Annotated in this window: 11 protein-coding genes and 1 riboswitch; of the genes, 4 read left to right on the forward strand and 7 right to left on the reverse strand. The window is 58.1% G+C overall.

Translation table 11 applies throughout. The features are described 5' to 3' along the window. Positions 1-52: 52 nt before the first annotated feature. Positions 53-631: a phosphoribosylglycinamide formyltransferase gene (gene purN, locus ABD982_RS08125; RefSeq protein WP_345446302.1), complete on the reverse strand. Its 579-nt coding sequence runs from the start codon at positions 629-631 to the stop codon at positions 53-55. 67 nt (positions 632-698) lie between these two features. On the opposite strand from purN, the gene ABD982_RS08130 reads away from it, so the two are divergent. Beyond that, complete coding sequence (locus ABD982_RS08130; RefSeq protein ID WP_345446304.1) at positions 699-1,112, forward strand: hypothetical protein; 414 nt, start codon at positions 699-701, stop codon at positions 1,110-1,112. 8 nt (positions 1,113-1,120) lie between these two features. On the opposite strand, the gene ABD982_RS08135 is transcribed toward ABD982_RS08130, so the two are convergent. Next, complete coding sequence (locus ABD982_RS08135) at positions 1,121-2,773, reverse strand: cell division protein PerM (protein WP_345446306.1); 1,653 nt, start codon at positions 2,771-2,773, stop codon at positions 1,121-1,123. 101 nt (positions 2,774-2,874) lie between these two features. Here ABD982_RS08135 and ABD982_RS08140 point away from each other — a divergent pair, with 101 nt between their 5' ends. Then, a complete protein-coding gene (locus tag ABD982_RS08140) occupies positions 2,875-3,648 on the forward strand; it encodes an SDR family NAD(P)-dependent oxidoreductase (protein WP_345446308.1) in 774 nt (257 codons plus the stop codon). A 16-nt stretch (positions 3,649-3,664) separates the two neighbouring features. Here the strand turns inward: ABD982_RS08140 and ABD982_RS08145 are convergent, their stop codons facing one another. Next, positions 3,665-4,105 carry a PIN domain-containing protein gene (locus ABD982_RS08145; protein WP_251380617.1) on the reverse strand — a complete coding sequence of 147 codons (441 nt, stop codon included), beginning with the start codon at positions 4,103-4,105 and terminating at the stop codon, positions 3,665-3,667. Continuing rightward, complete coding sequence (locus tag ABD982_RS08150; RefSeq protein ID WP_251380616.1) at positions 4,102-4,302, reverse strand: nuclease PIN; 201 nt, start codon at positions 4,300-4,302, stop codon at positions 4,102-4,104. Before ABD982_RS08150 ends, ABD982_RS08145 begins: the two co-directional genes overlap by 4 nt. Before the next feature lie 35 nt (positions 4,303-4,337). Next, positions 4,338-4,465, reverse strand: a riboswitch (SAM riboswitch). Between the two features lie 240 nt (positions 4,466-4,705). Between ABD982_RS08150 and ABD982_RS08155 the strand changes: the two genes are divergently transcribed. Then, on the forward strand, positions 4,706-8,428 hold the full coding sequence (locus ABD982_RS08155; protein WP_345446311.1) for a DEAD/DEAH box helicase: 3,723 nt from the start codon (positions 4,706-4,708) through the stop codon (positions 8,426-8,428). Positions 8,429-8,438: 10 nt separating this feature from the next. Continuing rightward, positions 8,439-9,749: an MFS transporter gene (locus tag ABD982_RS08160; RefSeq protein WP_345446313.1), complete on the forward strand. Its 1,311-nt coding sequence runs from the start codon at positions 8,439-8,441 to the stop codon at positions 9,747-9,749. Positions 9,750-9,859: 110 nt separating this feature from the next. Here ABD982_RS08160 and ABD982_RS08165 read toward each other — a convergent pair whose 3' ends face one another. The 3 genes from ABD982_RS08165 to ABD982_RS08175 all read right to left on the reverse strand — a co-directional run bounded on the left by ABD982_RS08165 (position 9,860) and on the right by ABD982_RS08175 (position 14,202). After that, a complete protein-coding gene (locus ABD982_RS08165) occupies positions 9,860-10,693 on the reverse strand; it encodes an aldo/keto reductase (RefSeq protein WP_251380613.1) in 834 nt (277 codons plus the stop codon). A 118-nt stretch (positions 10,694-10,811) separates the two neighbouring features. Next, positions 10,812-11,678, reverse strand: a complete 867-nt coding sequence (locus tag ABD982_RS08170) for an aldo/keto reductase (RefSeq protein ID WP_345446317.1) — start codon at positions 11,676-11,678, stop codon at positions 10,812-10,814. Between the two features lie 193 nt (positions 11,679-11,871). Continuing rightward, positions 11,872-14,202: a Tex family protein gene (locus tag ABD982_RS08175; protein WP_345446319.1), complete on the reverse strand. Its 2,331-nt coding sequence runs from the start codon at positions 14,200-14,202 to the stop codon at positions 11,872-11,874. Between the last annotated feature and the right edge of the window lie 271 nt (positions 14,203-14,473).

A 14,473-nucleotide genomic window follows, 5' to 3' on the forward strand; every position in this document is an offset into this window, starting at 1 on the left:
GATACGTGAGTCGTATTTGAGAGCCCCGACCCGCAGGCTCAGCCCCGCGGGGCTAAAACTGTGGGTTTGAGGGGGAGGCTTCTAGCTGACCGATAGTTTTAACAAGAAGCGCTCGCTCTTTCAGCTTGATGCGTTCGTGCAGGGTTTCTTCGGTATCATCGGGCAGGACGTCCACCGCGGCTTGTGCCAAGATGGGGCCGGTATCAACCCCAGAATCAACCAGGTGCACGGTTAGACCGGTAACTTTCACCCCGTGGGCTAGTGCATCACGCACCCCGTGAGCTCCCGGAAAAGAGGGCAGAAGGGCGGGGTGGGTGTTGATGATACGGCCAGCAAAACGATCCACCAGCTGGGCATCTACGATGCGCATGAAACCCGCGAAGACAATGTAGTCGGGGCGATAAGCAGCGATTGCCTCTTCTAGTGCCCTGTTCCAGGCTGGGCGGTCTTGATAGTCAGCCGGTTGTACTAGGAAGGTTTCGATACCGGCGGCTACGGCTCGTTCAATGCCCTGACAGGGCTTATCTGCCCCCACTGCCACCACTTCGGTGGGCAGCTGACCGGCCTTAACGGCGTCCACAATAGACTGCAGATTGGTGCCCGAACCGGAGACCATTACAACAACACGCATGGACTATAGTTTAGCTCACTCACCCACGAGATGTTGCTCTTTTCAGCGGGGCGGTAAGGTGGTATCTATGTCTGAGAACCACGAGCAGCCGAGTGCGCCCAGCCTTGAAGCCCTAGAGAACATCCGCATCTGGTCGCGGTGCACCTTCTTGTCACTGGTTCTCGCTTTTGGAATGACCAACTTTCCGGGGTGGGGCAACGCTCTTGCACTGCCTCTTTTTGCGCTCACCATTGGCCTCGCTATCACCACCATGGTAAAAATGCTGAAGGCTAAGTTCCCCTTTTTCTCGGTGCTGCTGATGGTTATGATCGTGGTCTGGTCGCTCTTTCTTAGCCTCTCATCGGGTGTTCAATTACTCTTCCCCGAGACTGCCGGCAATTACGCCACCTGTCTAGAACAAGCGCTCACCATTGCCCGCAGCGATCAGTGCACCGAACAAATGAGTGAGGGTATTTTCAGTCAGATTATGGGCGGCAACTAGCCTAAGAGCTAGCTCCGACGCCGGGACTTAGGGCGGCGTATGACCGGCCGGAAGGTTTTCTTAGGCTCTTCGGCAGGCTCGGTATCTGTATCAGCTATCGTGTCAGCGGCCTCTTCCTCAGGCAGTAAGGGAGCCGAAGTTTCTTCAGCGCCCGTCTCAATCTCACTGCTGACGCTTTCAGCCTCAGGCACCGCGTCAGTTGCCGAGTCTAGTTCTGCGGCATCATCAGTGGTTTCTTCTCGCGTTTCAGCTCGTACGGAACCGGTGGCTTCTTCCCCGTTAGTCTCAGGAGTCTCAGCCTCAATACTTGCTACCTTCTGACCCCGGCGCTTGCGCTTAAAACGAGTCTTGGGGTTGGCGGCATCCTCTGCGAATCGGTCAAGCTCACCGGTGGTATCACGCACCAGCAGGTGGGCTAGTCCCAGACCCAGCATGATGCCAGCGGCCAGAAGCACCGCAGCATACAGCCCAAACAACAGGGGGGTGGGGCCAATCTCGGTAAAGCGCCCCAGGCCCAAAGACCCGTTGGCAATCCAGCCCAGCAGAGCTGTAACCGTAAAGGTAGGAACCATGCTAAAGATCGCTAGACAGAGGGTAGAGAGCGGCCAAGAACACCAACGGAAACGAATTTTGAGGGCAAACCACTCATCCAGGTGATTTTCACCTTCACGGAAGAACCACCAGCCTCCCACCGCACCGGCAGCTACCGGCACTACCAGCGCCAACAGCCCCAGTGGGTAGGACGCGTGCGGCAGAGCCCCCAAAATGGGAAGGGCGGGCATCACACCAGCGTCGGTGCCGGTCAAATCAATCGATGTACCGGTGCCCAGAGCAAAGCCAGCCCCGGAGCTCCATGCCATGGCGTATATAACAAAATTAGGGATGAGACCCAGCTGCAACAGAGTCAGAGCAGTACCGCCCACAGCCCCAGCACGCAGGGTCTGGTAGAGGGCGATAACATCATCCCAGTGCCAGAAAACAGTGAGCGCCAACAGCAGGGCCCCGCCAGCTCCCAGCGCCAGCACACTCACCAGAGCAGCACGTACCGCTGCCCAAATGTAAGAGCCAGCCCAGCGGGAATACTGGCTAAATTTCTTAACCCAGTCGGCAGCATTCACACCAATCATGGCAGCCAAGGAGCGTGACTCCGCATAACCACCGGCTAGGACACCCAGCGCCACTACCCACAGGGGAATAAGCGCCGCAAAAACCGGCGAGGTGGCAAAGTAGTCGCCGGTTGAAAGCGCACTAATAGCTACGCTAACCAGCGCGTAAGCACCCATACCGCCCAGTAGTGGCTGCCAGAATTGCCCCTCATAGGAGGCCCTCGCCAAACGCCTACCCGAACGGTAACAGAGCGCTAAAGGTATCAGTGTCAGCCCCAGAGGCATAAGACTCATCGTGCCCGAAATCGCCGAGAACGCACCCTGCGCTGGGATGTCCATAGCCAGTGGAACACCGTGCACCAGCAACCAAGTATGGCCGGCTACCGAGGTAGCACCGGCAAAGGTGCTGTTATCAAAACCGTTGGTATACCAAACAGCTGCCAACAAAAAGACAACGGCCAGGTAACTCAGCGCTGCAACGAGGGCAAGCTCAACGGCACCCTGCAACCACAGGGGCATGGGTAAAGAACGCGGGGGGCGGGCTGGTGTTTTCATCGCTTTTATCATGTCATGTTTCGTTTGCTGATACCCAAGCGCTCGGCGCCTTTACAGCAAGTTCCCCGAATGATGTTGGGCATGTTAGGTAAAGTGCACCTATGAGCATTGACCCATCCTACGTTCTGATTACTGGTGCCTCCGCTGGCATCGGCGCCGAATTTGCGCGCCAGTACGCCGCGGCCGGTTACCATTTGGTGCTGACAGCTCGCAGGGTTGACCCGCTGCAAGATCTGGCTGAGCACCTGCGGGCGGAGTGCGGTGTCAATGTTGAGGTGCTTCCCGCTGACCTGCTCAATCCCGATGATTTAGAGCGCCTGGTAGCCCGTTTACAGCAGGATGAAGCTCCGGTGGAAATTCTGGTCAACAATGCAGGCTTCGGTTTAGGCAGCTCTTTCGACGCTGCCACTGCCCAGCAGCACCTGGCGCAGGTGGATGTTCTCGCTAAAGTTCCGTTGCTGCTCATGCACACCGCTATCACTACCATGCTGCCCAGGGGCAGGGGGCGCATCATTAACGTCGCCTCGGTGGCAGCCTTCACCCCCGGCGGCACCTACTCAGCGGTCAAAAGATTTTTGGTGTCTATCTCAGAGTCAGCCAACCTACAGTACGCACCGCGCGGCATCACCGTCACAGCAGTCTGCCCGGGTCTCACCCACTCAGAATTCCACGACGCCATGGGGCAAGTAGCCCCTTCCCTACCTGGTTTTCTCTGGTTGACCCCGCAGAGGGTAGTAGCGGACGCCACTGCTGCTAGTCACCGGGGCAAAGCACTCTGCGTGCCCTCAGTACCCTACAAGGTTGCGGTGGGCCTCACCAAGGTTCTGCCCCGGGCAGCGGTAGCCAGGCTGATTGCGCGCACACGCAACTATTAGAGGAACAGCAGGGGTGTCATGAGGTGCCGTCGAGCCAGGGATTTGAGGCGGGCACGCCCCAGCTGCGATAGACCTCTGCCTTAGATGAGATAATTTCAAGCTCATGTACCGCCGCTGTGGCGCTCATCAGACCTTCCAGGGCAGCGGTTGGTAATGGGGTGGACGCCGCTGAGCCCACCGCGTGTAACTTAGGTTCGGCGTGCCGTCCGGCCCATTCCAGGGAGACTCGGGCGTCCACGTCCAGCACGTGATCGCTAAAGCGGTCGGTGAGCTCAGCCAACCAGCGGTCTGTCTCGGGGTAGGGGTAGAGACCCTTTAGCTCACCAAGGCTCAGCACCGAAATGTAGAGAGTGCGGTAGGAGCTGCGGCGCAAAAACGCCACCACAGTGGGGTGAGGGTTTACCTTGCGGATCTCGGCAAGGACGTCCGAATCAAGAAGAAGACCTACCTGGCTCATGCAGCTTTCAGAACACCGTATTCAGTAGCAGGGATGCCGCTCGGGTTAGGAGCCAGCAAGAAATTCAGGAACTCGCTACGCTCGTTCGAAATACGAGTGTAGTCCTGAATACTCATCGCGGTAAAACCACCGCGGGCAGGTACAGATGCAGCAGAGATATTCTTCTGGACAGAGATGTGGGGGCGAGCATTTGACATGGTGCCTTTGCGCGTAAGGTGCGCGTTCCTTTCATAACGTGCTCTTGTCTACACCAAACAGCGCTGATATGCGCGATGCAGACCGCTTCGTCATCCGAGCCACCCGTGAACATGGGGTTGGCGTTCAACTAAAGTCGGAGCTTAGCAGTTGAAACTCTTGAAGCTGGTTAAAACTCTAACCTACACCCGCCCAGCCTGTAAACAGGTTTCTCACCATTTGGTTGAGCAGATCAAGACCGGTAGCTACCTGTCCACCAGTTGCACCCTTTGCTTCTGCGATAAGCTAGAAGACTAGGTTTATTCAGAAGTCGAATGTACTCGTTTTTCACCCACTGAGGGAAGCTTCAACGATTATCCGCTTTTGAATTTGCCCCGGTTTATTAGATTTCGCACCGAGGTTACTGTGTCATCCACTTCTGCTTTCCCCGAGATTCCCGTGACTGCCCCTGCCTTGATTCGGCAGGTGGGTCACGGGGCCTATACGCGCGGTCAGCGGTATATGCGCGATGGCATGGTGGTGCGCTACACCTACGATGAAGGCGCCCGGACGCTGACGGGTCAGGTGGCTGGTAGCGGTTCAACACCTTATGAGACGTCCGTGATTTTTCCGGCTGAGGTGCTGGCCGGGTCATCATCTTTTACCTCGTATTGCTCTTGCCCTGTGTCCCATAACTGCAAGCATGCGGTGGCTCTGATGCTGACCGCCATTGACCGGTCTGCTAAGGCAAAGAAAGCGCTGACTGCTAGCTCTTCAACCTGGCGGTCTTCTGCTGAAAACGAGGTAGCTTCTCTCCCGGTGGAGAACAAACAAAAGCTGGTGGCGGACTTGCGGCAGCAGATGGCCCAGAGGGAAGCCGAGCTGGCGCTCCCGGCTGGTGACGCCACTGAAACGATGCCGCCTGCTGATGGGACAGCGTCCAAGTTACCTGCCTGGCGGCGGTCTCTTGCCTATTCTCTCTCTAGCCGGCCGAGCTTTGATAGCAGAACGCACGGGGTGTCCGGCGCCCTGGATTTACGGCTGGTGGTGCCGGGTAAGTACGGCTGGAGCAAAAATAACGGTGCCCCCAAGATTAGTTTGGAGGCGCGCCCGGTCATGATGGGTGCCCGCGGCAAGTGGATTAAGGGTGGGCTGACCTGGGAGAAATTCTCTGGCACAGCAGCCGGGGCGTCCGGCACGGGCCTACTCCCCGAGCATGCCAGTTGGTTTACCGAGTTCTATGCGGTCATTCGCGGTTCTCAGTCCATCTATTCCTCACACCGCGAGTGGGCATCCATTTCAAATGTTGATTCCTCTCTGCTCTGGCAGCTCTTGCGGTCCGCAGATGAGTTGAATTTGCCTATCCTACTTGATGGACAAGAGGCAGGTTTAGCGGTAGCTGACGAGCCTGCGGTAGAGCTCAGCCTTGAAAGAGTACCTGAACGCGGCAGTAGCAGCGATGCTCTGCGCCTTACCCCCATTCTGCGCTGGGGTGGCTACACCCTGCCGGCCAACCTGACCCACAAACTAGGCGTCACCCGCCGCGGTTTTATTGCACTGAGTGGGGCTGCCCAAAAACATTATGTGGATGCTGCCACCGCCGCCCGTTGGGAGTCCGCTCTGCCCTCTGCCCTAGCTCACCTCGATCAAGTAGCGGTGCCGAGTGAAGGCAGCTCGGTAGACGGTGAGAACCACCGCCCCTCCTGGCTCGACGCTGAGGCCCAGCTGGTGTTGATTCCGCTGGCAGAGCCGCTGGAACCGGTGGCCGAAGCTCTGGTGTCCGGTGAATCGGTCACCGTACCGGCCGCCGATGTGCCCACCTTTTTTAGCGATTTCTACCCCCAGCTCACCCGATCCCTTCCACTCTTTACCGCCGACGAAAAAGTGCAGCTACCCGCCGTCCGCTCACCACAACTAGTCTTAACCGTGGAGTTCACCCCCGGTAGCCAGGGCTTTGAGGCGGCCACCCGCTGGCACTGGGACTACCCGGCTCATCCGGTAGGCACCGATGATGAGGTCATTACCCTAGACGCTCTGGGCTACCCCGGTGAGGACAGGGCAGATATTCGAGATACTGCCTATGAGCACCGGGTGCTGAAAGAAGTGAAGCGAGTACGCCCCGGTGTTCCTTTTGGCAAGAATCGTTTTGAAGGCTGGTCTACCCGCACCCTGCTAGAAACCTATCTACCCGCCTACCGGGACATCGACGGGGTTCAGGTGGAACTACTGGGTCAGGTGCCGGAGTTCCGTGAACTGGATGAAGCCCCCGAAATCGTAGTCACCGTAGATGATACCCGCCGCCGTGACTGGTTCGGTCTGGGCATCGCTATCAAGGCCGGTGAGTGGCACGTTGCTTTCGCCGATGTGCTGGCAGCTCTCGCTAAGGGCCAGACCCACCTATTGCTAGGCAACGGCGAGTACTTTGCCTTAGACCGCCCGGAGTTCATGAAATTACAGGACTTGCTACGTGAAGCGCGGGAGCTTTCCGATAAGAGCGGGCCTCTAGAAATCAGCCGCCACCAGGTAGGGCTCTGGGAAGAGCTCGAAGAGTTAGCGGCTGAAACTCAGACCGTTGCTACCTGGGATGAGCAGGTCGCTGCCCTACTCGATCTTGACCACCACTCCCCTGCAGAGGTGCCAGCTACCCTTGTAGCCGAGTTGCGCCCCTACCAGGTGGAAGGCTACCAGTGGCTTGCCTTCCTTTGGGAGCAGTATCTGGGTGGTGTGCTAGCCGATGATATGGGCCTGGGTAAAACAATGCAGACCATCGCCCTCTTTTTACATGCTAAGTCCGTATGGGAGGCCGAGCAGGCAGAAAAAGATACGCAGGACGCCGATGAGACTCAGGCGAGCTTCCCGCCCTTCCTGGTGGTCGCGCCAACCTCCGTGGTGCCCAACTGGGTGCGGGAAATCCACCGCTTTGCCCCCAGCCTGAAGGTGGAAGGTATAGAAGAATCCACCCGAAAGTCAAAGCAGCGCCTGACGGACACCATTGCCGGTGCTGATGTTGTCGTTACCAGCTACGCTCTCTTCCGTCTGGACGAGGCCAGCTACTTCGATATCGGCGCTGATACCGAGTGGAACGGGCTTATTTTGGACGAGGCCCAGTTCGTCAAGAACGCCAAGACCAAGGCTCATAAGATAGCCCGCGACCTACCTGCCCGCGTCAAAATTGCGGTGACCGGCACGCCCATGGAGAACAACCTCATGGAACTATGGTCCATGTTCTCTATTTCTGCCCCCGGTCTCTTCCCTTCAGCCCGCGCCTTCAAGGACACCTACGCCACTCCCATCGAATCCGGGGAGGAAACCAAGGCTCTGGGCAGGCTGCGCCGGCGCGTGCGTCCGCTCATGAAACGCCGCACCAAAGAACTGGTGGCAGCTGACCTGCCCGAGAAGACCGACGTGCGCGTGGACGTCCCTCTGGCCCCTGCCCACCGTAAGGCCTATGACACTCACCTGCAGCGCGAGCGCCAGAAAATTCTGGGTCTGCTGGAGGACATGGATAAGAACCGTTTTACCATCTTCCAGTCCCTGACCACCCTGCGCCGTCTTGCTCTGGATGCATCCCTGATTGATGCTGAAAAGTACGGGGCAGTGGAATCCTCCAAGTTGGACTACCTGCAGGAGAACCTGCCCGAGATTATTCACGACGGGCACCGTGCCCTGATCTTTAGCCAGTTCACCAGCTACCTGAAAAAGATTGCTGAACGCTTGGCTGATATGGGCATCCCCTATCTCTACCTGGACGGCTCCACTCGCAACCGCGGGGAAATTTTGGAGGCCTTTGAGCAGGGCACCACCCCGGTCTTCCTGATTTCCCTCAAGGCAGGTGGCTTTGGTCTGAACCTGACCAGCGCCGACTACTGTTTCATCATGGACCCCTGGTGGAACCCTGCCGCTGAACAGCAGGCGGTAGACCGTGTGCACCGCATCGGGCAGACTAAGAACGTCATGGTCTACCGGCTGGTCTCTGCGGGAACCATTGAAGAGAAAGTCATGGAACTCAAGGACACCAAGGCAGCACTCTTCGATGCTGTAGTAGACGAGGGTCAGTTCTTTAGCGGTCAACTCACCGCAACCCAGGTGCGCGACCTGCTCACGTCAGCGTCGGAAGATTCTACTGACAGGCAACAGACCACTAGCTAGACTAAAGCTCATGCCCAAGCTCTTTATGGATACCGCCCCGCTCAAAACCTCACCGGAATTCCGGCGGATTTGGCTCGGGGGCATGTTCTCGACCGTCGGCTACCAGATCACAGCGGTTGCCATTGCCCTGGAAATCTATGCGCTCACAGGCTCACCAGCAGCAGTCGGGCTAACTGGGCTGGTTGCTTTGCCTTCCATGATTATCGGCGGGCTCTACGGTGGTGTCATTGCCGATCGCTATGACCGACGCAAGGTGGCTCTGACCGCTTCTATCGGTATGTGGGTGCTAGCAATGCTGGTCGCTCTGCAGGCCTGGCTGGCACTGGAGCAGGTATGGGTTCTCTATGCGCTCATTGCTTGCGAGTCTCTGTTACAACCCATCAACCAGGCAGCCCGCGGGGCTATTATTCCCCGACTGGTCAAGCGCAGGCTGTTACCCGCTGCTAATACCCTCATGATGAGCGTAGGCACCCTAGGTATGAGTCTGGGGCCTCTACTCAGCGGTGTGCTGGTGGCCATCGTGGGCTATCGGTGGACCTATCTCATCAATGTCTTTGCTTTCATGGTCGGGCTCTGGGCGCTGTACAAACTACCCCCTATGCTCCCCGAAGAAACCGGCGAACCCAAGGTGCGGGGCTTCCGCTCGGTGGGCCAGGGCCTCGCCTTTGTGAAGGGCAACAAGGTGGTAGGTATGTCCTTCCTAGTGGACATTCTTGGCATGCTTTTCGCCCAGGTACGCCCCCTCGTCCCCGCACTGGCAGCACTGACTTTTGGCGGCGGTGAGGCAGGGGCCGGTTTCCTTCTAGCCGCAGCTCCAACTGGTGCCCTGCTAGGTCTCTTCTTCTCAGGTTTCTTGGGCGACATTGCCCGTCAGGGCCGCTTCCTCACCCTCAGCTACGCTGGCTGGGGTGGAGGCTTCATGGTCTTTGGGCTGGTAGTGCTTGCCTATGAAGGACTCCCGGTGAGCGGCTCGCTCTCTGAGTCTCTTCTTCCGCTGCTGCTGGCGGCTCTGCCCCTGGCGTTTATGGGCTGGGCAGACGCCCTGGGTGGGGTCTACCGTTCTACTATTTTGCAGACCGCTGCCCCGGATTCCCTGCGCGGACGCCTTCAGGGGCTTTTCATTATCACCGTTGCCGGAGGGCCCAACCTGGGTTTTGCGCTGGTCGGTGCGTCGGCAGAGCTGATGGGTAGTGCCGCCACTGCTCTTGCCGGTGGCGCCCTAGTAATCGTCCTGATTGCTCTTGCCACTCTGTTGCAACCTGCCCTCTGGCGCTACATCCCAGAACCTGTACCTGACACCCGGCAGATATCCTCTGTGTAAAGTGTGAACGCGTACCTTATTGCCGAACGTTGACTATTAACCAGCGCACAAAAACGGCCCGGCACCTCCACAGTGCCGGGCCGCTACCTACAATTCAAAACCGGGTGGGTTTAGAAGGTGATGGTTGCCGGGTCAGCGCCGATACGGCCGTCCTCACGGGAGAGTGCGTCAATTGCATCAACCTCATCACCGGTCAGTTCTACCTTGAGGGACTCAAAGTTCTCAACGATACGCTCGGAGGTCACCGACTTGGGGATAGCCACGTTGCCAATGGCGCGGTGCCATGCAAGAACTACCTGGGCGACGCTGGCGTCATGCTTTTGTGCAATCTCAGCCAGAACCGGGTTAGACAGTAGGTCTGACCCATTGCCCAGGGGGCTCCACGCCTGGGTAACGATACCCAGCTCAGCGTGCACCTCACGCAGGTTCTCCTGAGCGAAGTAGGGGTGCAGTTCAATCTGGTGAATAGCGGGAGTCACGCCGGTTTCAGCGATAATCTCGCGCAGCTGCTCCTCGGGGAAGTTAGAGACACCGATAGAACGCGTCTTGCCTTCCTTCTGTAGCTCAATCAGAGCCTTCCAGGTATCAACGTAGAGACCCTGCGAAGGCTTGGCCCAGTGAATGAGCAGCAGATCAACGTAGTCAGTGCCCAGTCGCTTCAAAGATGCCTCAGCGGCAGCCTTAGCTGCTTCAAAGCCTTGCTCATCGTTCCAGACCTTGGTGGTCAAAAAGACGTCTTCGCGGGGAACACCGGAGTTAGCAATCGCCGCGCCGGTACCTTCTTCATTGCCGTAAATCTTGGCGGTATCGATGTGACGGTAACCGGCGTCCAGTGCCAGGCCAACAACCTTTTCAGCAGTCTCGTTCTCTACCTGCCAGACGCCGTAGCCCAGCTGGGGAATTTCATTGCCATCGTTGAAGGTGAGGTTGGGTGAAACAGTCATGAATTTCCTTTTCTAAATGTTCTTCACTCCAGCCTAGGCGAGTGCCGGATTAGCTGAACAGGGGTTTCGGCAGCAGTGAAACAGTACCGTCACCTTGTGTCATAAAAGGTGGAGGGTTTTAGGCAGTAAAGCTACGCCGGTCGCTGTAGGTGGGTGCGCCTACATCTCCTTCAGCAGGGTCGCCACCCAGGCGGTGGCCGCGATCAAGGGCGCTGATGGTCTCAACTTCAGCAGGTGTGAGCGGGAAGAACTGGGCAGCGAAGTTGGAGGCCATGCGTGCGGGTGTCTCGGTCTTGGGAATGACCACAAAACCGCGGGCGATGTGCCAAGCAATCATCAGTTCGGCAACTCCTAGGCCGCGAGCAGCTGCCAGCTCACCCAGGGTTTCGTCCCCTAGCTCCAACCCGTAGCCCAGGGGGCTCCAGGACTCCGTAAGAATATTGCGCTCCGCATGATCTTCTGCCGCCTGGGTCTGTGCCAGGTAAGGGTGCACCTCAATCTGATTGACTACAGGAGTCACACCGGTATCTGCGATGATGTCATCTAGCTGAGCGGCAGTGAAGTTAGAAACCCCAATAGAACGCACCAGCCCGCGCTCACGCAGTTCCACCAGAGCCTCCCACGACTCCCGGTAGCGCCCCAGAGCAGGCTGCGCCCAGTGAATGAGATAAAGGTCGAGGTAGTCCTGCCCCAAGATCTCCAACGAGCGTTCGCAGGCTTCAATGGCAGTCTCACGCCCCTGGTCAGTGTTCCAGAGCTTGGTGGTTAAAAAGATGTCCTGACGTGCCAGTCCAGAAGCGGCGAGCGCTGCCCCTACCCCGGCTTCATTCTTGTAGATAGTAGCGGTGTCAATATGGCGGTAGCCGGCTTCCAGAGCAGCTAGGACGGCGCCCTCGGTCTTTTCGGGAGCAATACGGCAGGTGCCAAAGCCCAGCTGCGGAATGCTCTTTCCATCATTAAGGGGCAGAGTCAGTGAAGTGGTCATGAGGTCTTCCTTTCGACGGTGAACTTCTATACGTGCAGTCGGGCTTAACCGCGGGTTAGTGTAGCTTAGGGCGAGCTGGCATGGGGCTGGCATGAATCGCCTTGTGAGCGAAGCGAACCGGGCGAGAGGGTCAGCTCGCCCTTGCTATGCTAATCAGCGGTTGGGTCTAACTTTTGATAAATCCCAGATGAACTTAGCGGCGCTTGCGTGCCGGTGCGGGTTTGTCTTCTAGCATGAGGGACAAGGAGATACGTTTGCGTTTGGGGTCTACCTCCACCACGCGCACGCGCACCACTTCACCGGATTTGACCACGGTATGAGGGTCAGAGACGAAGCTACGGCTCATCTGCGAGACGTGTACCAGGCCATCTTGGTGCACCCCGATATCTATGAAAGCTCCGAAGGCGGCAACGTTAGAGACGGTGCCTTCGAGGATCATTCCGGGCGCTAGGTCGCTGATGCTTTCAATGCCTTCGGCAAATTGAGCGGTCTTGAAAACAGGACGCGGGTCGCGGCCGGGTTTGGCGAGTTCAGCAAAAATGTCGGTGATGGTGGGTAGGCCCAGGGTGTCGGTGACGTAGTGGGCGGGGTTTAGCTGCGCTAGGGCTGCTTCATCCACCGCACCGACCGAGGCACCGGCGTCCGCCAGGATGGCGCGGGCGACCGGGTAGGCTTCGGGGTGCACACCAGAGGCGTCCAGAGGTTCGGTGCCGCCGATAATGCGCACGAAGCCGGCTGCCTGTTCAAAGGCTTTGGGGCCCAGGCGAGGCACGTTGAGTAGGTCTTGGCGGCTGGCAAAGGGACCGTTCTCATTACGGTAGGCCACGATGTTCTCGGCAATGGTGCGGTTGAAACCAGCCACACGCGCCAGCAGGGCTGGTGAGGCACTGTTAACCAGCACACCCACGGCGTTCACGCAGTCCTCAATCACGGCGTCCAGGGCACGGCCCAGAGCTGCAGGTGAAACATCGTGCTGGTACTGGCCCACACCGATGGACTGCGGATCAATCTTGACCAGCTCAGCCAGCGGGTCCTGCAGACGGCGGGCAATAGAGACAGCACCGCGCAAGGATACATCCAGGTCAGGTAGCTCCACCGAGGCAAGCTCGGAGGCCGAGTAAACCGAGGCGCCTGCCTCAGAGACCGTCACCTTTTGCACCCCGCTGACACCCGCGGACGTCAGGCGCTTCAGCAGATCAGCTGCCAGGCGGTCGGTTTCTCGTGAGGCCGTTCCGTTACCAATGGCAATTAACTGCACCCCGTACCGTTTAACTAAATCTTCCAGGCGCGCTAGAGCATCCTCCCACTGGTTGCGTGGAACGTGCGGGTAAATAGCACAGGTCTCTAGCACCTGCCCGGTGCCATCCACTACCGCTACTTTGACCCCGGTGCGCAAGCCCGGGTCCAGGCCCAGGGTGGGGTGCTCTCCTGCAGGGGCCGCCAAGAGCAAATCTCGCAGATTAGAAGCAAAGACCCCGATGGCGTCCTTCTGCCCCTGCTCAAACAGGTCAGTACGCACCTGCCCGGCCAGACGCGGCAAAAGGCGCTGACGCCAGGCAAGGCGTACCGTCTTTGTCAGCCAACCCACCACGCGCTCCTCATCAGAAACCATGTTGAGCACCTGGGCGCCAATACCAAGAGACTCCGCGACGGTGCGTTCATACCAGCTGCGTTCGCGGTCGTATTCTTCTGCCAGAATTTCGGCTGCTTCGCGGGCAGCACCGGTCAGTTTGGATTTGGCTGGGGGCAGCACGTCCACGTCGATGTTGATCTTAACTGCCCCCTCTTTTTCGGCGCGCAGTAGCGCCAGCACTCGGTGAGAGGGGATGCGGCGAATCTCTTCACTGAATTCAAAGTAGTCACTGAATTTGGCCCCGGCCACCTCCTGGCCGGGCACGAGCCGGGCAGTTACTACCCCGCGGCGGATAAAACGCTGATGCAGGGTAGTAGCAAGGGCGACGTCGGTCGAAGCAGCTTCTAACAGGATGGCGCGGGCACCTTCTAGCGCATTGTCAGCGTGAGCAACCACGTGCTCGACGGTGCCCGGTTCAGCATCGGCCAGCTCGGGCTCAACATAGGCCTGAGCGATATCGTAGGCAGAAGCGAAAGGCACTTCCAGCAGGTCCTCCACCAGGGACTCCATGCCAGCTTCCCGTGCCAGGAAGGCTAGGGTCTTACGCTTAGTTTTGTGGGGGGCATAGAGCGCTTCAAGCTCATTTTTTGTGGTTGCAGCGACGAGGGCTTCCCCCAGCTCATCGGTCAAAAGCGCCCGCTCGTGCAGAGTGCGCACGATAGCTTCGCGGCGTTCTTCAAGCTCCCGCAGGTAACGCAGTCGCTCCTCCAGAGCACGGAGTTGCACATCGGTCAGGCCGTCCGTAGCTTCCTTACGATAACGAGCGATAAAAGGCACTGTAGACCCGTTATCCAGCAGCTGTACAGCGGCCCGAACTTGGGTAAGTTTGATCCCCAGTTCATCTGCAATGGTCTGCTCAATAGTGCGGTGGGTGCTGCCTGCTAACGTCATAGTTCCTAGTTTCTCATTAAGCGGGTCAGCGGTGAGCCTTAAAACATGTCGTAACAGTTAGCCTGTCTAGTAGCATACAGGCGCTAGCCACCCTAAAGTTATGGAAGACATCCGTTCAGGGTGCTACCCCACAGCTCTTGGAGATGAAGTGCCCCAGGTTTTGTTCCGTTTGAGTAGATGGGAAAATTTGGAACATGCCGAAGAAGTTTGATCAGGAGGCGAAGGACCGTGTGGTCCGTCTCGTGGAAGACCGCATCCTGGCAGAGAGTAT

It is taken from the genome of Rothia endophytica (genome assembly GCF_039543885.1).
Taxonomy (GTDB): Bacteria; Actinomycetota; Actinomycetes; order Actinomycetales; family Micrococcaceae; genus Rothia; species Rothia endophytica.